This is a genomic window from Streptomyces sp. V3I8 (assembly GCF_030817535.1).
In the GTDB taxonomy this organism is placed as follows: Bacteria; Actinomycetota; Actinomycetes; order Streptomycetales; family Streptomycetaceae; genus Streptomyces.
In genome coordinates, this window is record NZ_JAUSZL010000002.1 from 6,865,120 (window position 1) to 6,885,280 (window position 20,161).

At 72.1% G+C, this 20,161-nt stretch carries 17 protein-coding genes; 11 read left to right on the top strand and 6 right to left on the bottom strand.

What is annotated here, in order from left to right; genetic code table 11:
* Window positions 1-7: 7 nt before the first annotated feature.
* Window positions 8-517 carry a hypothetical protein gene (locus QFZ75_RS30340; RefSeq protein ID WP_307541960.1) on the bottom strand — a complete coding sequence of 170 codons (510 nt, stop codon included), beginning with the start codon at window positions 515-517 and terminating at the stop codon, window positions 8-10.
* A 141-nt stretch (window positions 518-658) separates the two neighbouring features.
* Between QFZ75_RS30340 and QFZ75_RS30345 the strand changes: the two genes are divergently transcribed.
* The 5 genes from QFZ75_RS30345 (at window position 659) to QFZ75_RS30365 (ending at window position 5,876) form a co-directional block, all read left to right on the top strand.
* On the top strand, window positions 659-1,201 hold the full coding sequence (locus QFZ75_RS30345) for a hypothetical protein (protein WP_307541962.1): 543 nt from the start codon (window positions 659-661) through the stop codon (window positions 1,199-1,201).
* Window positions 1,176-2,480, top strand: coding sequence for an ABC transporter substrate-binding protein (locus QFZ75_RS30350; protein ID WP_307541963.1), 1,305 nt, complete (start codon window positions 1,176-1,178; stop codon window positions 2,478-2,480). The genes QFZ75_RS30345 and QFZ75_RS30350 overlap by 26 nt, the downstream gene beginning before the upstream one ends.
* Before the next feature lie 143 nt (window positions 2,481-2,623).
* Window positions 2,624-3,892: a glycosyltransferase family 4 protein gene (locus QFZ75_RS30355; RefSeq protein WP_307541965.1), complete on the top strand. Its 1,269-nt coding sequence runs from the start codon at window positions 2,624-2,626 to the stop codon at window positions 3,890-3,892.
* On the top strand, window positions 3,889-4,746 hold the full coding sequence (locus QFZ75_RS30360; protein WP_307541967.1) for a hypothetical protein: 858 nt from the start codon (window positions 3,889-3,891) through the stop codon (window positions 4,744-4,746). The genes QFZ75_RS30355 and QFZ75_RS30360 overlap by 4 nt, the downstream gene beginning before the upstream one ends.
* A gap of 119 nt (window positions 4,747-4,865) precedes the next feature.
* On the top strand, window positions 4,866-5,876 hold the full coding sequence (locus tag QFZ75_RS30365; RefSeq protein ID WP_307541969.1) for a YafY family protein: 1,011 nt from the start codon (window positions 4,866-4,868) through the stop codon (window positions 5,874-5,876).
* Here QFZ75_RS30365 and ctaD read toward each other — a convergent pair.
* Complete coding sequence (ctaD, locus tag QFZ75_RS30370; RefSeq protein ID WP_307541971.1) at window positions 5,788-7,515, bottom strand: cytochrome c oxidase subunit I; 1,728 nt, start codon at window positions 7,513-7,515, stop codon at window positions 5,788-5,790. The two genes, QFZ75_RS30365 and ctaD, sit on opposite strands and share 89 nt — an antisense overlap.
* Before the next feature lie 414 nt (window positions 7,516-7,929).
* Between ctaD and QFZ75_RS30375 the strand changes: the two genes are divergently transcribed.
* Window positions 7,930-8,145: an I78 family peptidase inhibitor gene (locus QFZ75_RS30375; protein ID WP_307541973.1), complete on the top strand. Its 216-nt coding sequence runs from the start codon at window positions 7,930-7,932 to the stop codon at window positions 8,143-8,145.
* Window positions 8,146-8,218: 73 nt separating this feature from the next.
* Here QFZ75_RS30375 and QFZ75_RS30380 read toward each other — a convergent pair whose 3' ends face one another.
* On the bottom strand, window positions 8,219-9,265 hold the full coding sequence (locus QFZ75_RS30380) for a phosphatase PAP2 family protein (protein WP_307541975.1): 1,047 nt from the start codon (window positions 9,263-9,265) through the stop codon (window positions 8,219-8,221).
* Between the two features lie 237 nt (window positions 9,266-9,502).
* Window positions 9,503-10,672, bottom strand: a complete 1,170-nt coding sequence (locus QFZ75_RS30385) for a glycosyltransferase family 39 protein (protein ID WP_307541977.1) — start codon at window positions 10,670-10,672, stop codon at window positions 9,503-9,505.
* A gap of 256 nt (window positions 10,673-10,928) precedes the next feature.
* On the opposite strand from QFZ75_RS30385, the gene QFZ75_RS30390 reads away from it, so the two are divergent.
* Both QFZ75_RS30390 and QFZ75_RS30395 read left to right on the top strand, forming a co-directional pair.
* Window positions 10,929-12,539: an MFS transporter gene (locus QFZ75_RS30390; protein ID WP_307541979.1), complete on the top strand. Its 1,611-nt coding sequence runs from the start codon at window positions 10,929-10,931 to the stop codon at window positions 12,537-12,539.
* A 172-nt stretch (window positions 12,540-12,711) separates the two neighbouring features.
* Window positions 12,712-13,902 carry an acyl-CoA dehydrogenase family protein gene (locus QFZ75_RS30395; RefSeq protein WP_307541981.1) on the top strand — a complete coding sequence of 397 codons (1,191 nt, stop codon included), beginning with the start codon at window positions 12,712-12,714 and terminating at the stop codon, window positions 13,900-13,902.
* Between the two features lie 59 nt (window positions 13,903-13,961).
* Here the strand turns inward: QFZ75_RS30395 and QFZ75_RS30400 are convergent, their stop codons facing one another.
* Window positions 13,962-14,405: a cell division protein SepF gene (locus tag QFZ75_RS30400; RefSeq protein WP_307541982.1), complete on the bottom strand. Its 444-nt coding sequence runs from the start codon at window positions 14,403-14,405 to the stop codon at window positions 13,962-13,964.
* A gap of 289 nt (window positions 14,406-14,694) precedes the next feature.
* Here QFZ75_RS30400 and QFZ75_RS30405 point away from each other — a divergent pair, with 289 nt between their 5' ends.
* On the top strand, window positions 14,695-15,867 hold the full coding sequence (locus QFZ75_RS30405) for a DUF5685 family protein (RefSeq protein WP_307541983.1): 1,173 nt from the start codon (window positions 14,695-14,697) through the stop codon (window positions 15,865-15,867).
* Between the two features lie 152 nt (window positions 15,868-16,019).
* Here the strand turns inward: QFZ75_RS30405 and QFZ75_RS30410 are convergent, their stop codons facing one another.
* Window positions 16,020-16,979 (bottom strand): ABC transporter substrate-binding protein, encoded by a 960-nt coding sequence (locus QFZ75_RS30410; RefSeq protein WP_307541985.1) that lies wholly within the window; start codon window positions 16,977-16,979, stop codon window positions 16,020-16,022.
* Between the two features lie 536 nt (window positions 16,980-17,515).
* On the opposite strand from QFZ75_RS30410, the gene QFZ75_RS30415 reads away from it, so the two are divergent.
* Together QFZ75_RS30415 and QFZ75_RS30420 are read left to right on the top strand one after the other, a co-directional pair.
* Window positions 17,516-18,361 (top strand): amino acid ABC transporter permease, encoded by an 846-nt coding sequence (locus tag QFZ75_RS30415; protein ID WP_307541986.1) that lies wholly within the window; start codon window positions 17,516-17,518, stop codon window positions 18,359-18,361.
* Window positions 18,358-20,151 (top strand): FAD/NAD(P)-binding domain-containing protein, encoded by a 1,794-nt coding sequence (locus tag QFZ75_RS30420; RefSeq protein WP_307541988.1) that lies wholly within the window; start codon window positions 18,358-18,360, stop codon window positions 20,149-20,151. The genes QFZ75_RS30415 and QFZ75_RS30420 overlap by 4 nt, the downstream gene beginning before the upstream one ends.
* Window positions 20,152-20,161 lie beyond the last annotated feature (10 nt).

The following is a 20,161-nucleotide window of genomic DNA, read 5'->3' on the forward strand; positions in this document are numbered from 1 at the left end:
GGCGCCGTCAGCCGGACGCCCCGGCCGGTCCGGACGACGGCCGGTCGTCCGGGGCGGCGGGTTCGCAGATCGGGCAGGGGCCCAGTTCCCCGCCCGCCAGGACCCGCGAGTCGACCGGCAGGGCCCCGGCCCTGTCCGCGACGAGCGGGCAGTCCGCACGGTGCCACAGGGTGCCGCCCGGCACCATCAGCAGATCCCCGCTGACGGCCACGGGCGCGGTCGCCGCCTCCCCGGCCCCGTCGGTGTCGGCGGGTCCGGCCGCCACCAGCAGGGCGTACAGCTCCTCGACACGGGACCCGGCGAGGGCGGTCCTGCCGTGGGCGAGGAGGATCGCGCCGGCGACGATCAGGGCCGCTCCCGGCACCGTGCAGGAGGCGAGGTACGGAAGCTGCCGTTCCGCGTACCGCTCGCCGGAGATCCCGTACCAGCCGAGGACGCACAGCACGGCACCCGCGGCGAGCGCCGCCCACCCGGCCCAGAGCACGGGACGTACCTGTCGCGGTCGAGCAGTCCGCATGGAGGCTCCCCATGATGGGTCCGGCCGTATGTGCGCGGTTGTCTTCCAAGTCCGCCGACGGACTTGCACTATGCCTTCTGCAAGCTGTCCCCGAAAGCTCCGGGCGCACCCGGCCCGGACCGACACCCGGTGGTGAGCCAGATGGTTCTCGGGAGCGATGTCAGGCACGGGAACGGCCGGGGGCCGGCGGTGGTGGCGGTCCTCGCCCTCGCCCTCGCCCTCACGGCCTGCGGCGACGACAGCGGCGGTGACGACACGGATCCGCCCCCGCCCCCCGCGGAGCGAGCCTCGACGAGCGCGCCGGCGCCGAGCGCGAGCGCGCCGGACGACCCGGCGGCGGCCGAGGCGGAGATCAAGAAGAACTGGAAGAAGTTCTTCGACCCCGATGTCCCCACGAAGGAGAAGCAGGCCGTCCTGGAGAACGGCGACGCGATGGGCCAGGTGCTGAAGAGCTTCGGCGGCGACGAGCGCGGCGGACAGGTGGAGGCGACGGTCGGCGAGGTCGCCTTCACGTCACCGGCCGACGCGGACGTCACGTACACGCTCACCCTCAAGGGCGCCACGGTCATGCCGGACGCCGCCGGGACCTCCGTCGAGCAGGACGGCACGTGGAAGGTGTCCGTCAAGACGCTGTGCGGCCTCGTCGGTCTGAGCGGCAATGCGTCGCCCGGTCCGGGCTGCTGAATCCGCCGCCGCCGGCCTGTCGGGCCTGCTGCTCCTGCTGGGCACGGCCTGCGGCAGCCGTCTGCCGGAGAGCGACTTCGGGGACCGGCCGGACCGGGCGCCCGTCACGCGCGCCGCGGAGCCGATCCGGGTGGGCCTCGTCGCGAGCGCCACGAGCCCGGTGGGCGGCGACGCCTTCACCGGTCCGCGCGACGGCGCGCAGGCCTACTTCGACGCCCTGAACGCGCGCGGCGGCATCGGCGGGCGCCGGGTCGAGGTCCATACGTGCGACGACGGCGGCAGCGGCGTCGGCAACAACGAGTGCGTGCACCGGCTCGTGGAGGAGGACGAGGTGGTGGCCCTCGTCGCGACGACCGCGCTCGACTACGCGGGAGCCTCCCTGGTGGCCCGCGCGCGGGTGCCCGACATCGGCGGCCAGCCCATCGGCGCGGCCTACGACACCTATCCGCACCTCTACGGGATCTACGGCAGCCTCGCCCCGCGGAACGGGAAGCCCGGCTGGGACGGAAAACTGTACGGCGGCACCGAGATCTACCGCTGGTTCAAGCGCGAGCACGGTGCCCGTACGGCGGCCGTCGTCTCGTACAACCAGTCCGCGTCGGCGGCGTACGCCCGGCTCGTCGTCCGGGGCCTGCGGGCCGAGGGGTACGAGGTCGTCACCGAGCAGGTCGACTTCGCGCTGCCCAACTTCCGCGCCGCGGCGGCCGACCTGAAGGAGCGGGGCGCCGACCTGGTCTTCGACGCCATCGACGGCTACGGCAACGCGAAGCTGTGCGAGGCGATGGACGACGTCGGCGCCGAGGTGCTCGCCAAGGTCACCAACGTGCAGAACTGGACCTCCACCGTCCGTGAGGACTACAAGGACGCGCCGCGCTGCCGCAACGCGCTGTGGGCGACCGGTTCGAGCCGCAACTACGACGACACGGCCGCCGGCCACGAGGCCGTACGGGAGTTCCGGGAGGGCACGAAGTCCCTGAAGACCCGTTCGCAGTGGCAGTTGGAGGGCTGGGCCGCCGCGATGTGGTTCACGGACGCGGCCCGGTCCTGCGCGGGAACGGGCGTCACGCGCGCGTGCGTCGACCGGTTCATGGCCACCGGGAAGCCGTACACCGCGAAGGGCCTGCTGCTGCCGGTCCGGTTCGAGCGGCTGCCCGGGCCGCCGCGGACCCGCCGGACGTGCCTGTCGGTGGCCCGCTGGGAGGACGCCCGGGGGTGGGTGAGCCAGGGGGACATGGACGACGAGTGCTTCGACGTCCCCCAACTGTCCTACCGGCCCTGATGCGTACCGGCGGCAAAAGGTTCCCTCATCGGGTTACCGATGGCGCAACCGTTCGGGAACAGAGTGATAAGGAGACCCAACCATCCCGTGGGCACCCCGGTCTAACCCTCTGGTAGCTGGATGAGCCGGAGATACGGGGACGCATGCAGATTTCCTTCCTTATACACAACGCCTACGGAATCGGTGGGACGATCCGGACGACGTACAACCTTGCGAACACCCTGTCCGAGCAGCACGACGTCGAGATCGTCTCCGTCCTCCGCCACCGCGACGAGCCGGTCTTCGCACGGAACCCGCGGGTGCGCCTGCGCCATCTCGTCGACCTGCGCAAGGGGAGTCCGGGCTACGAGGGCGACGACCCCGAGCACGCGGCGCCCGCCCGGGTCTTCCCGAGGGGGGAGCTCCGCTACGACCAGTACAGCGCCCTGACCGACCGCCGTATCGCGGGGCACCTCTCGACGGTCGACGCCGATGTCGTGGTCGGCACCCGGCCCGGCCTGAACGTCCACCTGGCGCGCGAGACCAGGCGCGGCCCGGCCCGCGTCGGCCAGGAGCACCTCACGCTCGACAGCCACTCCGTCGCGCTGCGCACGCAACTGCGCGCCGCGTACCCCCGGCTCGACGCGGTCACCACCACCACCGAGGCGGACGCCGGCGCGTACCGCACGAAGATGCGGCTGCCCGGCGTGCACGTGGAGGCCGTGCCCAACTCGGTGCCCGCGCCCGGCATAGAGCCCGCGGACGGCTCCGGCAAATGGGTCGTGGCGGCCGGCCGGCTCGCCCCGGTCAAGCGGTACGACCTGCTGATCAGGGCCTTCGACCTGGTGCGTGCCCAGCGGCCCGACTGGCGCCTGCGGATCTACGGCAGCGGGAAGCAGAAGGACAAGCTGCGCCGCCTCATCGACGAACTCGGCCTCTACAACCACGTGCTGCTGATGGGACCGGCCAATCCCATCGAACCGGAGTGGGCCAAGGGCTCCATCGCCGCCGTCACCTCCAGCCTCGAGTCCTTCGGCATGACCATCGTCGAGGCCATGCGCTGCGGTCTGCCCGTCGTCTCCACCGACTGCCCGCACGGCCCGGGGGAGATCATTGACAACGGTGTCGACGGCCGTCTCGTGCCGGTCGGCGACGTCCGGGCCATCGCCGACGGCCTGCTCGAACTCATCAACGACGACGCGCTGCGCCGGCAGATGGCGGGAGCGGCCCTGAAGGACTCCGAGCGCTTCGATCCGGCGCGGATCGCCGAGCGCTACGAGAACGTCTTCAGCGGTCTCGTGGCACGTAACGGCGCCTCGGGGGTCGGCCGGGTGCGCGGCTCGCTGCACCGCACCAGGGGAGCACTGCTCGGCGGCGCCTACGCCGTCCGGGACGCGGGACTGAGCGTGTTCGGAAAGGAGCGTTCCGCATGACGACACCGGCATCGAAGGTCGCGCCCCGGCCGGCCGAGGAGGACGCGGCCGGGGCTCCGCGCGCCGACTGCATCGCCGACTCCGCGGGCGGCCTCACCTTCGAGATGAGCGAGCCCGACACGACCGGGCCCGGCAGGTCCGCAGAGGCGGCCGGTGGCACCCACCTGGTGCTGCGGCACCGCGACGGCCTCCAGGAGGTCCGGCTGCCGCTCGCCCCGGCCGCCGACGGCCGGCTGCGCGCGGCGCTGCCCAGCGGCGTCGAGCTCCCCGAGGGCCGCTGGGACGCCTTCGCGCAGACCGCGGACGGTGAACCGGAGCGCCTCGCACCCGGCCTCAACGACCTGCGCTCGCTCGTCGACCGGGCGCCGAGCGGGGCCCGCGGACACGTCGCCGTCCGCATCCCGTACGCCACCAAGCACGGCAACCTCTCCGTCCGCAGCTGGCTGCGCGCACCGCACGCGGAGGCCGGCGAGCTGCACATCGCCCAGGACGGGCTGGGCGTGCGGGGCCGGGCCTACGGGGTCGCGCTCACCCCGGACGCGTACGCCGAGCTGGCCCCCCGCAGGAAGACGGTGCCGCTGCGGGCCGAGGTCCACCGGGACGGGGCGGAATTCGGCTTCACCGTGGACTGGACCGCGCTGTCCGAGGGGGTCTGGGACCTGTGGCTGCGCCCGGCGGGGGAGAGCGGGCCGCGGGTACGGATCGCGCGGCTGCTCGACGACATCGCCGACAAGAAGCCGATCTTCACGTACCCGAGGACGACCCTGGAGACGGCGGCCGGCCCGGTGACGGCCGTCCCGTACTACACGGGTGACAACGACCTCTCGGTGACGGTCACCGGAGCGCCCCTCTAGGGGCGCGGGGAACTGCGCGACCGGCCGGGACGACCCCGCACTTCGATGACCGTCCCGCGGCGGAGCTTCCCCAGGGCTTGCGGACGAGACCTGTCCGCAAGCCCTGAAAGACTCCGCCCATGATGGAAACTTCGGCGCGGCTCCTGCGGCTGCTCTCGCTGCTCCAGGCGCACCGCGAATGGTCGGGCGCCGCCCTGGCGAGCCGCCTCGGCGTCACCCCGCGCACGGTCCGCCGTGACGTGGACCGGCTGCGGGAGCTGGGCTACCCGGTGAACGCCAGCTCCGGCACGGGCGGCGGCTACCAGCTGGGCGCGGGCGCCGAACTGCCCCCGCTGCTGCTGGACGACGACGAGGCGGTCGCTGTCGCCGTCGGCCTGCGCACCGTCGCGGGTCAGGGCATCGAGGGCATCGGCGAGACCTCCGTACGGGCCCTGGCCAAGCTCGAACAGGTGCTGCCGCACCGGCTGCGCCGCCGGGTCGGCGCCCTGAACGCCTTCACCGTGCCGATGCTGCGCGGCCCGCGGCCCTCCGCCGTCGACCCGGCCGTCCTCACCGAACTCGCCACCGCCTGCCGCGACTTCGAGCGGCTGCGCTTCGACTACCGCAGCCATGAGGGCGCCCCGACCCGCCGCACGGCCGAACCGCACCGGCTGGTGTGCACCGAGCACCGCTGGTACCTGGTCGCCTGGGACGTCGACCGCGACGACTGGCGGACCTTCCGGGTGGACCGGATCACGCCCAGGCCGCCCCACGGGCCGCGCTTCGTCCCCCGCGAGTTCCCGTCCGGTGACCTCGCCGCGTACGTCTCCAAAGGGGTCTCCACGCGCGCGTACGCCTCGCATGCCGTCGTCCGCCTTCATGTGCCCCTGGAGAGGGCGGCCGAGCGCGTCTCGCCGTCCGCCGGGACCCTGGAGGCCGAGGGGCCGGACAGCTGCGTCCTGCGCACCGGAGCCGCGAGCCTGGACGCGATGGTCGTCCACGTGATGCTGATGGGCGTCCCGTTCGAGGTGCTGGAGCCCGTCGAGCTCATCGAGGCGATCACTACTGCTCGGGACCGGTTGACGGACGCTCTTGACCGAAGCGGATCTGCGGGCTCTCCTCCTGGCCGGACCGGGTCTGGGGCGGTGTGATCGCCGCGAACCGCGGATGGTGCAGGTCGAAGGCGGGCGACTCGGAGCGGATCCGCGGCAGCGTGGTGAAGTTGTGCCGCGGCGGCGGACACGAGGTCGCCCACTCCAGCGAGCGGCCGAAGCCCCAGGGGTCGTCGGTGTCGACCTTCTCCCCGTACCTGGACGTCCTCCAGACGTTGTGGAGGAACGGCAGCGTCGACATGCCCAGCAGGAACGCGCCGATCGTCGAGAGGGTGTTGAGCGCCGTGAACCCGTCGGCGGCCAGGTAGTCCGCGTAGCGGCGCGGCATGCCTTCGGCGCCCAGCCAGTGCTGCACCAGGAACGTGGTGTGGAAGCCGACGAAGAGCGTCCAGAAGTGGATCTTGCCGAGCCGTTCGTCGAGCATCTTCCCGGTGAACTTCGGCCACCAGAAGTAGAAGCCGCCGAAGGTCGCGAAGACGACGGTGCCGAACACCACGTAGTGGAAGTGCGCCACCACGAAGTACGTGTCCGTGACGTGGAAGTCCAGCGGCGGCGAGGCCAGGATCACCCCGGTCAGACCGCCGAACAGGAACGACACCAGGAAACCCGTCGCCCAGAGCATCGGGGTCTCGAAGGACAGCGACCCCTTCAGCATCGTCCCGGTCCAGTTGAAGAACTTCACGCCCGTCGGCACCGCGATCAGGAACGACACGAACGAGAAGAACGGCAGCAGCACCGCGCCCGTGGCGAACATGTGGTGGGCCCACACGACCACGGACAGGCCCGTGATGGACATCGTGGCGCCGACCAGCGTCAGATAGCCGAAGATCGGCTTCCTGCTGAAGACCGGGATGATCTCCGTGATGATCCCGAAGAACGGCAGCGCGATGATGTAGACCTCGGGATGCCCGAAGAACCAGAAGAGGTGCTGCCACAGCAGCGCCCCGCCGTTGGCCGCGGCGAAGACCTGCGAGCCGAACCGCCGGTCCGCCTCCAGCACCAGCAGGGCCGCGGCGAGCACCGGGAACGCCATCAGGATGAGGATCGACGTGAACAGCGTGTTCCACGTGAAGATCGGCATCCGGAACATCGTCATCCCGGGCGCGCGCATCCCGATGATGGTCGTCAGGAAGTTCACCGCGCCGAGGATCGTGCCGAAGCCGGCCAGCGCCAGACCCATGATCCACATGTCGGCGCCGACACCGGGCGAGCGCTCCATGCTGTTCAGCGGCGCGTACGCGAACCACCCGAAGTTCGCCGGCCCCTCGGGCACCAGCAGGGACCCCAGCACGATCAGCCCGCCGAACAGGAACAGCCAGTAGGACAGCATGTTCAGCCGGGGGAAGGCGACGTCCGGAGCGCCGATCTGCAGCGGCATGATCTCGTTGGCGAAACCGGCGAAGGTGGGCGTCGCGAAGAGCAGCAGCATGATCGTGCCGTGCATCGTGAACAGCTGGTTGAACTGGTTGTTGTCCATGAGCTGCGTACCCGGCCGGGCCAGCTCGGCCCGCATCAGCAGCGCCATCACACCGCCGGCCAGGAAGAACGCGAACGACGTGATCAGGTACAGATGGCCGATCTTCTTGTGGTCGGTCGTGGTCAGCCAGTCCACGACCAGCCGCCCCGGCCGCTTCACCGGTGCGGGCCCTACCGCCGCGTGCGCGGTGTCCGTCCCCATCACTGCCCCCTCGCTCGTCGCGCCCCGGGCCTGCTGAAGATGACGCCATGATGCTCGCCGGGCATCGCACCGCGACAGGGGGCGTACGCGGGTTCTGTGCTTGAACCATGTATTTCTTGTGGCGGGTCGACTTCCGCGCGACGCCACGGAACCGGAATGGAAAGGCGCGGACGCGGACCCTGCGCCGCGGATTCACCGGCGGGTATTCCGGACCGCGTACGGGATAGCGCCGAGTGCTCCGGAATTACGTTCGAAGGCTGCCGCGACGCCTGGGGAACCGTCCATTCGTGTGACCGGTTCCGGGCCGGACGGGTGTCGTCGTCCTGTGACAGAAGCGTGACCGGAGGGGGACCGGTGACGGATGGTGGCGGGCCCGGGGTTCCCCGTCCGCGGCGCGGCGCCTACCGTGGCGGCATGGCACCGATCCCCACTCCTCCCGCAGAGCCCGCCGACACTCCGGACGCGTACGTCGGACTGGAGGCGGACGACGCCCAGCACCGGGCCCGCGAGCGCGGCTGGCCCACCGTACGGACGTTGCCGCCGGGCGCGATCATCACGATGGAGTACCTCGCGGGGCGGCTGAACTTCGAGGTCGCCGACGGCCGTGTGACGCGCAGCTGGAAGGGGTGACCTGCCCCCGTACGGTCCCGCGCGCCCGGCTCCGACCGGCGGTCCGATCGTGCGTACCGGTTCCGCCGTACCGCTATGCGCTCAGGCGCCCGTCACCGGACCGCGGTGACGCGGTGCCACGTGTCACGCGGTCGGAGTGCGGCGGCCGGCGGCTGCCGGCGGGCGTCACCGGCGTCCGCTCCGAGCGGGCCAGGTGCGGGCCCGGCGCGAGATGGCCCTGCGGTCTGGTCGGCCGTGAGGCGGCCACCGGCTCGCGGACCACCGGCTCCTGGCCGTCGGCCGGGTGGCCGGCCGTGCTGCCGATCGGGGAGAGCGCTCCGGGGACCTCCACCGGGGCGACCGGCACCGGGGCCGTGCCGCGGCGGCGGTCGCGCCAGGCGTCGCGCAGGTCGAAGACGACGTTCTCGGCGCGCGCGATCAACGGCTCGACCCAGGGCAGCCCGAGCAGGATCAGCAGGCCGGCGGCCCAGCCGAGCACCACGTCGCTCAGCCAGTGCGTGCCCAGGTACACGGTGGTCAGGCCGACCCCGAGGGAGACCACCGCGGAGAAGGCCGACAGCCAGCGGCGGGCCCGCGGCGTCGAGGCCAGATAGGCGAGGATGCCCCAGGTCACGACGGCGTTGGCGGTGTGGCCCGAAGGAAATATGTCGCCGCCCAGCCACATCTCGTTCGAGCCGACGCTGGTGGCGTAGTGCGGACCGAGGCGGCCCATGCTGATCTTCGCCGCGCCCACCGTGAGGTTCAGCAGGAGCAGGGACGCGCCCAGCGTGAGCAGCGGGCGCAGGGTGTGCTGCCGCCAGGAGCGCCAGCCCAGCCAGGCCGCGATCATCACGGCGGTGGGGCCGCGCTGGCCCAGCACCACGTAGTAGTCGAGGAACGCGTGGATCTCCGGCCACTGCTGGTACGGCCGGAAGAACATGACCTGCCAGTCGAGGCGGACCAGCCACGAGGTGATCACGACGGCCCACACGATGGCCGCGTAGAAGGCGAGCGTGGACGCGAAGAGGACCACCCGGTGCCGGCTCATCCTGGGCACGTCGATGTGGGCCGGTCGTTCCGGCTCACGGTCCAGCCGGGCGAAGACCCGGTCCAGACGAGTCAGCTTTCGTTCGGTACGCACCCAATGGACGTTACAGCGAGTGAGCTGTGTTCAAGGGCGAAGCACCGTCTTTGTGATGACGATGTGATGTGGGAAAGCTCTCAGGAGGTGGTTTATCGCCATGGATTAGGGAATCGGCCGCCTGCTCTTCCTTCAATTCGATTGATCATTTCGGAGCGGAGTTTTATGGCTCTTATGAATTCGTTCACCGAATGCTTGCGCGCAGGCCTTCCGGCGCTCACCGGCCACCGAGAGTGATCAGGGCGGTCCCGAGCCGTTCAGCCAGAAGGCGCCGTACACCGCCGACGCCACCGCCGCGCCCCCCAGCACCCACGCCGACCTGGACGTCCGCAGCCCGGCCAGGGCCAGGGCGGGGGGCAGCAGGAGCGGGAAGGCGGGCAGCAGGAGGCGTGGTTTCGAGCCGAAGTAGCTCGACGCGCACAGGGCGAGCACGGTGACGGTCCCCGCGTACACCAGGAGCGGCAACGGCTGGCGCTGCCGCACGCAGACCACGTACAGCCATACGAGCAGGCCGACGCCGGCGAGCAGCCCCAGCCCGGCGAGGGCCGACGGGAACGACGTGAACTTGCCGGCGACGAACCGGGCGAACGCGTGACCGCCGTCGAAGCCGTTGCGCCAGCCGGCCTGGACGTCGAGGTAGCCCAGCGGGCCGCCGCCCGTGCGGTGGCCGACCCACAGGACGTAGCCGGCCGCGCCGAGGGGCGCGACCAGCACCGCCAGGGCGCGCTGCCACCGGGGAGCGCCGTCCCCGGCCGGCGTGCTCCGCTCCCGTACGAAAGAGGCGGCAGCCGTCACCCATACGGCCGCAACGACCGCCGCGCCGACCGGGCGGGTCAGACCCGCCAGCGAGGCGAGCAGGCCCGCGGCCGGCCAGCGGCCGGTCAGGACCGCGAACAGCGACCAGGCCGCGAGCGCGGTGAACAGCGACTCGCTGTACGCCATCGACTGCACGATCCCGACGGGCAGCACGGCCCACAGCAGCACGGCGCAGAGCCCCGCGCGGGGCCCGTACACATGGTCCGCGACCGCGAAGATCCCCCAGGCCGCCGCGAGCGAGGCGACCGTGCTCACCAGCAGGCCCGCCTGCGCGTACGACAGCGGGCAGAGCGCCGACACGGCCCGCTCCAGCCAGGGCAGCAGGGGGAAGAAGGCGAGGTTCGAGTGCACGTCGCCGTTGGGCAGGCGCACCTCGTAGCCGTAACCCAGTGCGGCGACCCTCGTGTACCAGAGGGAGTCCCAGCGCGCGGAGAGCAGGCGCAGCGGGCTCTCGTCCCGGGCGGCGCTCCACACCGCGAGCGCCACCAGGCCCAGCGCACGCACCGCCGCGTACCCGAGGAGGGCGGGCGCGGCGCGGCGCCAGGAGGGCCTCGGACGCGGGGGAGCGACGGACGTCGCGGGATCGGTCACGGGCCCGATTATCGAGGGGCCCGGATCCGTGCGGCCCGGCAGGTACGGGCCCGGCACGAGGAGGCGTGGCGCACACCACACGCGTCCGGGGAGAACGTGAGAGGTCCGCCACCCGGCATCGCGGGGAACTCGCGTACTCTGACGTCTCACTCGCCTTTGTTGCGTGGGCCGGGACACCACTCTCCGAGCCGCAGCCGCAGGGAGTCCCCACCCAGCGGATCCGCCGAACGCGAGGGAACATCTGGGAGGTACGTACATGTCCGGGACGACCACGGCCGCCGCGCGTCGCCGTCGGGAGACCGGGGCCGGTGCAAACCGCTGGGTCGTCCTCGTGGTGCTGTGCACCAGCCTGCTCCTGGTCGCCGTCGACGCCACCGTCCTCCATGTCGCGGTGCCCGCCGTCACCGAGGACCTCACGCCCGGCGCGATGGAACTGCTCTGGATCGTCGACGTCTACCCGCTCGTCTGCGCCTCGCTGCTGATCCTCTTCGGCACCCTGGGCGACCGGATCGGCCGCAGACGCGTCCTGCTCCTGGGATACGCCCTCTTCGGCGTCGCCTCCGGCCTCGCGGCCTTCGCCGACACCGCGGAGGTGCTGATCGGGGCACGTGCCCTGCTCGGCGTCGGCGGCGCGATGATCATGCCCGCGACCTTGTCCATCCTGCGGCAGGTCTTCCCCGACCGGCGCGAGCGGGCGCTCGCGATCGGCGTCTGGAGCGCCGTCGCCGCGGTGGGCGCCGCCGTCGGACCGCTCCTCGGCGGGTTCCTCCTCGAACACTTCTGGTGGGGCTCGGTCTTCCTCATCAACATCCCGCTGATGCTCGTCAGTCTCCCCGTCGGACGGCTCCTGCTGCCCGAGTCGACGGGTGAGCGCGACGGGCCCTGGGACGTCGCCGGCGCGCTGACGGCCGCGGCCGGCCTCTTCGGTGTCGTCCTCGGCGTGAAGCGGCTGGGCGGCGGGGAGGCTCCGCTGAGCGTCCTGACCGCGGCGCCGCTGCTGGCGGGGGCCGGACTCCTCGTCGCCTTCGTACGGCGCCAGCGCCGGCGCCGTCATCCGCTGGTCGACCTGAGGATGTTCTCGCGGCCCGCCTTCAGCATCTCCGTCGGCTGCATCGTGCTGGCGATGCTCGCGCTGGTCGGGCTCGAACTGATCGCCGCGCAGTATCTGCAGCTGGTGCTGCGGCTCTCCCCGCTGGAGACCGGGCTGCGGCTGCTGCCGCTGACCGTCGCGGCGATGGCCGCCGGACTGTTCGGGGCGAAGACGCTGCAGCGCTTCGGGCCGCGGACCATGGTCTGCTGCGGGTTCTGCCTCACCGCCGCGGCGGTCGTCACGCTGACGGCGATGGGGTCCGGCGACAACGCCCCGCTGCTGCTGACCGGGTTCGTGATGCTCGGCTTCGGGCTCGAGGTCACGCTCTTCGGGTCGTACGAGTCCATGCTGAGCGAGGCGCCGCCGGCCCAGGCGGGCGGGGCGGCGGCCATCGGGGAGACGTCGTACCAGCTCGGGGCGGGGATCGGGATCGCGCTCCTCGGGAGTGTGATGAACGCGGCGTACGCGCCCGGACTCGCGTCCGTCCCGGGGGTCCCCGCGCGGGAGTCCGCCGCCGCGGGGCATTCGCTGGGGGAGGCGTACGAGGTCGCCGCGCGGCTCGGCGGGGGGCCGGGGGAGGCCCTGCGGGAGGCGGCCCGGCACGCGTTCGTGCACGGGCTGCACGTGACGTTGCTGGTGAGCGCGGGACTGTTGCTGGTGGGGGCGGTGATGGCGCTGCGGCTGCCCCGGGAGATGGAGTGCGAGGACCTCGTCGAGCTGCCCAGGCCCCGGGAGGCGGGGGCGGGGGCGCCCGTGCGGGTCGAGTCCGTCCGGTGAGGTCCGCGGTGACCGCGGTCGTCCGCCTCCCCCGTCCGCGCCGCCCGCGGGTGGTGGGTCCGCAGCGGGTGGAAGAGCTCGCTCCGGCCGGTCCTGGACGTGCGTCGCGGCGCGTCGTAACGTCTGGGCTGCCCTTGGTTAACAGTGCTAGTTTTCTGCGTCGGAGGCCCCCGTGTCCGCTTCCCCCAAGCTTCCCCCCTTCGACCCCGCCGATCCGCTCGGGGTCGACGACCTGCTGAGCGCGGAGGACCTGGCGGTCCGGGACACCGTGCGGGCCTGGGCGGCGGACCGGGTGCTGCCCCATGTCGCCGAGTGGTACGAGAAGGGCGAACTGCCGGAGATCCGGGAGCTGGCGCGGGAGCTGGGCGGCATCGGCGCCCTCGGGATGTCGCTCGACGGGTACGGGTGCGCCGGTGCCTCCGCCGTGCAGTACGGCCTCGCCTGTCTGGAGCTGGAGGCCGCCGATTCCGGCATCCGCTCGCTCGTCTCCGTGCAGGGCTCGCTCGCGATGTACGCGATCCACCGGTTCGGCAGCGAGGAGCAGAAGCGGACGTGGCTGCCCCGCATGGCCGCCGGCGAGGTCATCGGCTGCTTCGGGCTGACCGAGCCCGACCACGGCTCCGACCCCGGCGCGATGCGGACGTACGCCAAGCGGGACGGCGGGGACTGGGTCCTCACCGGGCGCAAGATGTGGATCACCAACGGGTCCGTGGCGGGCGTCGCCGTCGTGTGGGCGCGGACCGACGACGGCATCCGCGGGTTCGTCGTGCCCACCGACGCCCCCGGGTTCTCCGCACCGGAGATCAGGCACAAGTGGTCGCTGCGGGCGTCGGTCACCAGCGAGCTGGTCCTCGACGAGGTGCGGCTGCCCGCCGACGCCGTACTGCCGGAGGTCACCGGGCTGAAGGGGCCGCTCAGCTGTCTGTCCCACGCGCGCTACGGGATCGTGTGGGGCTCGATGGGCGCCGCGCGGGCGAGTTTCGAGGCGGCGGTGGAGTACGCGAAGACGCGCGAGCAGTTCGGGCGGCCCATCGGCGGATTCCAGCTCACCCAGGCCAAACTCGCCGACATGGCGGTCGAACTGCACAAGGGGATCCTGCTGGCCCACCATCTGGGCCGGCGGATGGACGCGGGACGGCTCCGTCCCGAACAGGTCAGTTTCGGCAAGCTCAACAACGTGCGGGAGGCGATCGACATCTGCCGTACCGCTCGGACGATCCTCGGCGCCAACGGGATCTCGCTCGAATACCCCGTGATGCGCCACGCGACGAACCTCGAGTCGGTGCTCACCTACGAGGGCACCGTCGAGATGCATCAACTGGTACTGGGCAAGGCGCTCACCGGTCTCGACGCGTTCCGGTAGGGCCCGGTGGGACGCTCCCACCGCGGCGCCGGGAGAACGGGCCCGGTGAGCGGCCTTGCCTAGCTCTGGTTGAAGAAGCCGTCCGTGCGACGGGCGGCCGGTTCCCCGCTGACGATCTCGGTGTCGGCGGGGGTCAGCAGGAAGACCCGGTTCGACACGCGCTCGATCGAGCCGCGCAGACCGAAGATCAGGCCGGCCGCGAAGTCGACGACGCGCTTGGCGTCGGCGGCCTCCATGGCCGTGAGGTTCATGATGACGGGCACCCCGTCACGGAAGAGCTCGCCGATGCCACGGGCGTCCCGGAAGCTGTCCGGGGTGACCGTGCCGATCCGGCGGCCCTTCTCCTCGGCCGCCTCCGAGGCCACCTTGACCCGCGGGTCCGTGACCCAGACCTCCCGGCTTCCGGTCTCGGAGCCTTCGGTGTAGTCGTCGTCGTAGTAACGCTCGTCGTCGTTGTCGTCGACGAGGCCAAGCCAGGCACTCGCCTTGCGCACCGATCCCATGGACGCCTCCTCTTACAGCGGTCTTTCTTCTTTCCGCATCCCCATGGTCGTCCATGATGCGGATGTCGCGCCAAGGGGATAGACGCCGCGCGGGGGTTTCGTGACGGTACTGGTGCACAGCGAATTCGTCGAGAGCCCGCGTACCCCAAGGGTCGTGAGCTACACCGCTGCTGACTGTGAGTGAAATATGATTTCTCCTGGCGGACGGGTGACGGCTGGAGCGTCCGGGTGAACGGGGCGGCCGATACGATGCCGCAGCTCAACGTCGTACACACCACGGGGGAACGTCGTGTTCGGAATCGTCAGGCCCTGCCGGCATCGGCTGGGAGAGAAGCTCGAAGCGCAGTGGATGGCGCATTTGTGCGGCCTTTGCCTCGCGCTGCGCGGTGACCACGGGCAGTTCGCCCGCGTCGTCACGAACTACGACGGCCTGCTGATATCGGTTCTGACGGAGGCTCAGGCGACGCCGGGAACGGAATGGCGGCGCACCGCGGGGCCTTGTCCGCTGCGCGGAATGCGGAGCGCGTCGGTCGCTCAGGGTGAGGGCGCACGGCTCGCCGCGGCCGTGTCGCTGGTGCTCGCCTCGGCCAAGATGCGCGATCACATGGCCGACGGGGACGGGCTGCTGGCGCGCCGCCCGGTGGCGCTCGCGGCGCGCCGCGTTGCCACGAACTGGGGCCGGGCGGGCGCCAGGACCGGTTCGGCCGTCGGCTTCGACACCGCCGTACTGGTCGACGCCGTGGACCGGCAGGTGGGCATCGAGGCGCTCGCGGGGCCCGGCACCCCGCTGCTGACCGTCACCGAACCGACGGAGACCGCGACCGCCGCGGCCTTCGCGCACACCGCGGTCCTGGCCGGCCGGCCCGGCAACGCCGAGCCACTCGCCGAGGCCGGCCGGCTCTTCGGGCGGCTCGCCCACCTGCTGGACGCGGTGGAGGACCGGGAGGCCGACGCCGCCGCCGGTGCCTGGAACCCGCTCACCGCCACCGGGGCGTCCCTGGCGGAGGCCCGGCGCCTCGCCGACGACGCACTGCACGGGATACGGCTCGCGCTGCGCGACGCCGAGTTCACCGACCCGAAACTGGCGCACGTACTGCTCGCGCACGAGCTGCGGAACTCGGTGGACCGGGCGTTCGGTACCGCGTCCTGCTCGCACGGCAACCCCTACGCGCCGTCCGGGCCCGGCGGTCCGCCTGCGCCGCCCGAGCCGCCGCGCCGTGACCGGCGCGGGCTGCTCGCGGGGTGCGCCGTGTGGGCGGGGCTGGCCTGCACGTGTCAGATGTGCTGCGGGGAGTACCACGATCCGTGGTCGGGGGAGCAGAAGCAGGGATTCTGCCGGCGCTGTGACAACTGCGAGGACTGCTGTGAGTGCTGTGACTGCTGCGGCAACTGTGGTGACTGCTGTGGGAACTGCTGTGACGGGTGCGGGTGCGACGGGTGCGGGTGTGATTGCAGCTGCTGACGGTTCCCACGGAGGGCTCCCGCCGGGGGAGGGTGGCGGGAGCCGGGTGGCGTCGTGCGGGTCCGGTGGGGGCTGATCGCGCAGTTCCCCGCGCCCCTGAAGGGCCGGGTGGTCGCCCGCGCGCCTGACGGGCGGGGCTGTGTCTCTGTCCGTCAGTCCTTTTCCGGGGGTGAGATCTGGGACTTCTCGATCGCCGAGCCCGTCGTGCCCCACTTCTTGAGGATCTTGTCGTACGTGCCGTCCGCGATCAGGCCGTTCACCGCGGCCTGGAAGGCGGGCGCCAGCTTCGTGCCCTTCTTGAAGGCGAAGCCCACGTCCAGCCGGTGGAACTCGTTGAGGAACTTCAGGCCCTCCTGCTGGGCGACGGCGTAGCGGAGCCCGTTGATCGTGCTCATCACCACATCGCTGCGGCCCTGCTGGAGCGAGGACCAGACGGCGCCCACCTCGCTGTACGTCTGCACCTTGTACGGCTTCTCGCCCGCGTCGGAGCAGACGTGCTTCCGGTCCTCCAGGGTGGCCTCGAAGGTGGTGCCCGCCCCGGTCGCCACGTTCAGGCCGCACAGCTGGGCGAGGTCGGTGACCTTGTCCAGCTTGCTGTCCTCGCGCGTGGCTAACCCCTGGCCGTCGTTGATGTAGGTGACGAAGTCGATGGTCCTGCGGCGCTCGTCGGTGACGCCGAAGTTGCCGACCCCGGCGTCGTACTTGCCGCTGTCGAGGGCGGGCAGGATCGCCTCGAAGCTCGCGGCCTCGCGTTTCAGCCGCAGGCCGAGCGCCTTCGCCACGGCGTCCGCGAAGTCGACGTCCTGGCCCGCGAGGGTCTTGCCGTCCTCCAGGTAGCCGGTGCCGGGCGGTGACCCGCCGACGCTCACGGCGAGGGTCAGCGAGTCGGTGCCCGGGGGCAGCAGCTTCGCGGCGGCCGTGTTCCTGCCGACGGCGGAGACGACGTCCGTGGTGGGGATCTCGTCGCTCCCACCGCCGGCGGCGGCCCGGGCGGTGCCGCCCGCGGCGGTGCCGTCCGCGCCGGAACCGCACGCGGTGAGCAGCAGGGCGGCGGAGGTGATCAGGGCGAACGGCAGCAGGAACTGATGGCGGGCACGCGGGAACGTACGCATGGAGCGGTCTCCTGGAAGCAGAGCGCGAAGCCGGGCGGGGCGTGGAGCCGGGCGGGGCGCGACGTGAAGGAGCGCGCGCAGAAGAAGCGCGGAACGGGGAAGCGCGGAACGGGGAAACGCGGAACGGGGAAACGCGAGGGGAGGGGTGCGCGTGTGAAGGCGTGGAGAGGGAGACGGTGCGGGAGACGGGGGGCGCCCGCCCTCGGAAGGGGCCGGGCGCGCAGGGGGTCAGCTCAACAGGAAGAGGACCACACTCGACCGAAGTCGATGTGGGAGCGCGTGACCAGCCACTGCTGCGAATACATGCGCACAAGTGGAACAGCCATTCGGGAGCACGTCAACAGGCCTGAGACGTACGGCTCACAGTGTGGACAACCTTGACAGGCAGGGGAAACGGCCCCGTACTCTCGACGGACGGCCCTGCTGAGGGGCTAGGCCGTGCGTGCCGTACGACGCCCCTGGGCGTCCGGCACGACCCGCGTGACCCGTGTGAAGGCACCACCCGTGTTCGACTCGACGCATCACGGAGCCTTCGCATGTCCTCGCACACCCTCACCAAGGTGGCCGCACCGCACGACGCGGTACCCGTGCGCATCGTCCCCCGGCGCCGGCTCGGCCAGTGGACCGCCGCGGGCCTCGTCCTCGTCCTGCTCGGACTCACCGTCAACTCCGTCGCACGCAACGAGGCGTTCCGGTGGGACGTGGTCGGCGACTACTTCACCTCGCCCTCGGTGCTGCGCGGGCTCGGCCTGACCCTCTGGCTGACCGCCCTCGTCATGGCGCTCGGCTTCGCCCTCGGCGCCCTGCTCGCCGCGGGCCGGCTCTCCGCCAACCCCGTCCTGCGCGGCGTGAGCTGGGGGTACGTCTGGCTCTTCAGGTCGATGCCGATCCTGGTGCAGCTGCTGTTCTGGTTCAACATCGGGGCGCTCTACCCGACGCTCCTCGGTGTCAGGACGGTCGATCTGCTCGGGCCGGTCACGGTCGCCGTCATCGGCCTCACCCTGCACGAGGCCGCGTACGCCGCCGAGGTCGTGCGCGGCGGCATCCTCTCCGTGGACCGCGGCCAGATCGAGGCCGCCCAGGCGCTCGGGCTGAGCCGGTGGCGCCGCTGGTGGCGGATCGTGCTGCCGCAGGCCATGCGCTCCATCGTGCCGCCGGCCGGGAACATGCTGATCGGGACGCTCAAGGGCACCTCGATCATCAGCGTGATCGCCGTCCAGGACCTGCTCTACTCCGTGCAGCTCGTCTACCACCGCACCTACCAGGTCATCCCGCTCCTGATGGTGGCCACGCTCTGGTACGTCATCGTCACCTCGGTGCTCAGCGTCGGCCAGTACTACGTCGAGCGGCACTACGGGCGCGGTGCGGAGCGCACGCGATGAGCGGGCCGCGTCCCTCGCTGGTGATCGTGGGCGCCGGACCGCGGGGCACCGGGCTCCTGGAGCGGATCGCCGCCAACGCGCCCGAGCTGTACGCCGGTTCGCAGCTCGCCGGGACCGGGCTCGACGTGCATCTCGTCGACCCGTTCCCGCCGGGCGGCGGCCGCATCTGGCGCGAGGAGCAGTCCCCGCTGCTGTGGATGAACTCCCAGGCCCAGGACGTCACCATGTTCACCGACGAGTCGGTGGCCATGGCCGGACCCGTGGGGGAGGGACCCACCCTGCACGAGTGGGCCGGACTCGACGGACGCGTCTTCGCCGACCGGCAGCGCCAGGGCACCTACCTGCGCTGGGTGTACGAGCGGACCGTCGCGGCGCTGCCCGAGGGCGTCCGGGTCCACCACCACCCCCGCCGCGCCGTGCGGGTCGCGGGCCCGCCCGGGGGACGCCAGCAGGTGTGGCTGGAAGGGCTGCCGCACCCGCTCGCCGCCGACCTCGTCGTCCTCACGCTCGGCCACCTCGACGCCGAACTCGACGAGGAGCAGCGCGGGCTGGCCGCGTACGCCGACGCCCACGGCCTCGTCCACCTGCCGCCCGACTTCACCGCCGACAGCGACCTGTCCGCCCTCGCCCCCGGTGAACCGGTGCTCGTACGCGGGTTCGGGCTCGCCTTCGTCGACCTGATGGTCCTCCTCACGGAAGGACGCGGCGGCCGCTACGAGACCGGCGGGGACGGCGGGCTGACGTACCGGGCGTCCGGGCGCGAGCCCGTCCTGCACGTCGGATCGCGGCGCGGGGTCCCCTACCACTCGAAGATCGGCTACGACTGGACCGGTGAACGGCCCCCGCTGCCCCGGTTCTTCGGGCCGGGCGAGGTGGACGCGCTGCTGGCGCTCCCCGGCGGACCCGACTTCCGCCGGGACGTGTGGCCGCTCGTCGAGAAGGAGCTGGGCTTCGCCCACTACCACCGGCTGTTCGCGGCGCACCCCGAGCGCACCGCCATGGCCTGGACGGACTTCGAGGAGAAGTACGCCGCGGCAAACGGCGCCGAGATCCGGGCACTGGCCGCCTCCGCCGTGCCCGACCCCGCCGACCGGCTGGACCTGACGGCGCTCGACCACCCGCTGGACGGGGTGCGCCACGCCTCCTACGACGCGCTCCAGGGCGGCCTGCGGGCGTACGTCGAGGGGGACCTCGCCCGCCGCCACGACGCCGGGCACAGTCCGGACCTGGCCGTCTTCCTCGGACTCCTCTCCGTCTACGGGCAGTTGGTGCGGCTCGGCGACATCGGGCCCTGGTGGCACGGCTTCTTCAGCTACCTCGCCTCGGGACCGCCCGGGCCGCGGCTGCGCCAGATGCTCGCCCTGTCACGGGCGGGGGTGCTGAGGTTCCTCGGCGCCGGCCTGGAGGTATCGGCCGCGGACGGGGTCTTCCGGGCCACGAGCGCCACCGTGCCCGGGCAGTACGTCGAGGCCCGCGCGCTCGTCGAGGCACGGCTGCCGCACCCGACGGTCGAGCGGACCCGCGACACCCTCCTGCGCGAGCTGTACGCCGAAGGGGCCGGCGCGACACCCGAGGGGCTGCTCGCCGTGGACCCCGCGGACGGGCGCGTCCTCGACCGGTCCGGCACCCCGCACCCGCGGCGCTTCGCGCTCGGACCGCACACCGACGCCCGGGGCTCCGGCGCGTTCACCCGGCCGCGCACCGGCGGACCCGCCTTCCGGCAGAACGACGCCACCGCACGCGCCGTGCTGGCCTTCCTGCGCGACCTCTCCTGTCGCGCCGCCGCGTAACCCGCAGCCG

Bases quoted from the DNA above. Each gene is read 5' to 3' on its own strand.
- QFZ75_RS30340 (WP_307541960.1), bottom strand. From the start codon at position 517: ATGCGGACTGCTCGACCGCGACAGGTACGTCCCGTGCTCTGGGCCGGG.
- QFZ75_RS30345 (WP_307541962.1), top strand. From the start codon at position 659: ATGGTTCTCGGGAGCGATGTCAGGCACGGGAACGGCCGGGGGCCGGCG.
- QFZ75_RS30350 (WP_307541963.1), top strand. From the start codon at position 1,176: ATGCGTCGCCCGGTCCGGGCTGCTGAATCCGCCGCCGCCGGCCTGTCG.
- QFZ75_RS30355 (WP_307541965.1), top strand. From the start codon at position 2,624: ATGCAGATTTCCTTCCTTATACACAACGCCTACGGAATCGGTGGGACG.
- QFZ75_RS30360 (WP_307541967.1), top strand. From the start codon at position 3,889: ATGACGACACCGGCATCGAAGGTCGCGCCCCGGCCGGCCGAGGAGGAC.
- QFZ75_RS30365 (WP_307541969.1), top strand. From the start codon at position 4,866: ATGATGGAAACTTCGGCGCGGCTCCTGCGGCTGCTCTCGCTGCTCCAG.
- ctaD (WP_307541971.1), bottom strand. From the start codon at position 7,515: ATGGGGACGGACACCGCGCACGCGGCGGTAGGGCCCGCACCGGTGAAG.
- QFZ75_RS30375 (WP_307541973.1), top strand. From the start codon at position 7,930: ATGGCACCGATCCCCACTCCTCCCGCAGAGCCCGCCGACACTCCGGAC.
- QFZ75_RS30390 (WP_307541979.1), top strand. From the start codon at position 10,929: ATGTCCGGGACGACCACGGCCGCCGCGCGTCGCCGTCGGGAGACCGGG.
- QFZ75_RS30400 (WP_307541982.1), bottom strand. From the start codon at position 14,405: ATGGGATCGGTGCGCAAGGCGAGTGCCTGGCTTGGCCTCGTCGACGAC.
- QFZ75_RS30410 (WP_307541985.1), bottom strand. From the start codon at position 16,979: ATGCGTACGTTCCCGCGTGCCCGCCATCAGTTCCTGCTGCCGTTCGCC.
- QFZ75_RS30415 (WP_307541986.1), top strand. From the start codon at position 17,516: ATGTCCTCGCACACCCTCACCAAGGTGGCCGCACCGCACGACGCGGTA.
- QFZ75_RS30420 (WP_307541988.1), top strand. From the start codon at position 18,358: ATGAGCGGGCCGCGTCCCTCGCTGGTGATCGTGGGCGCCGGACCGCGG.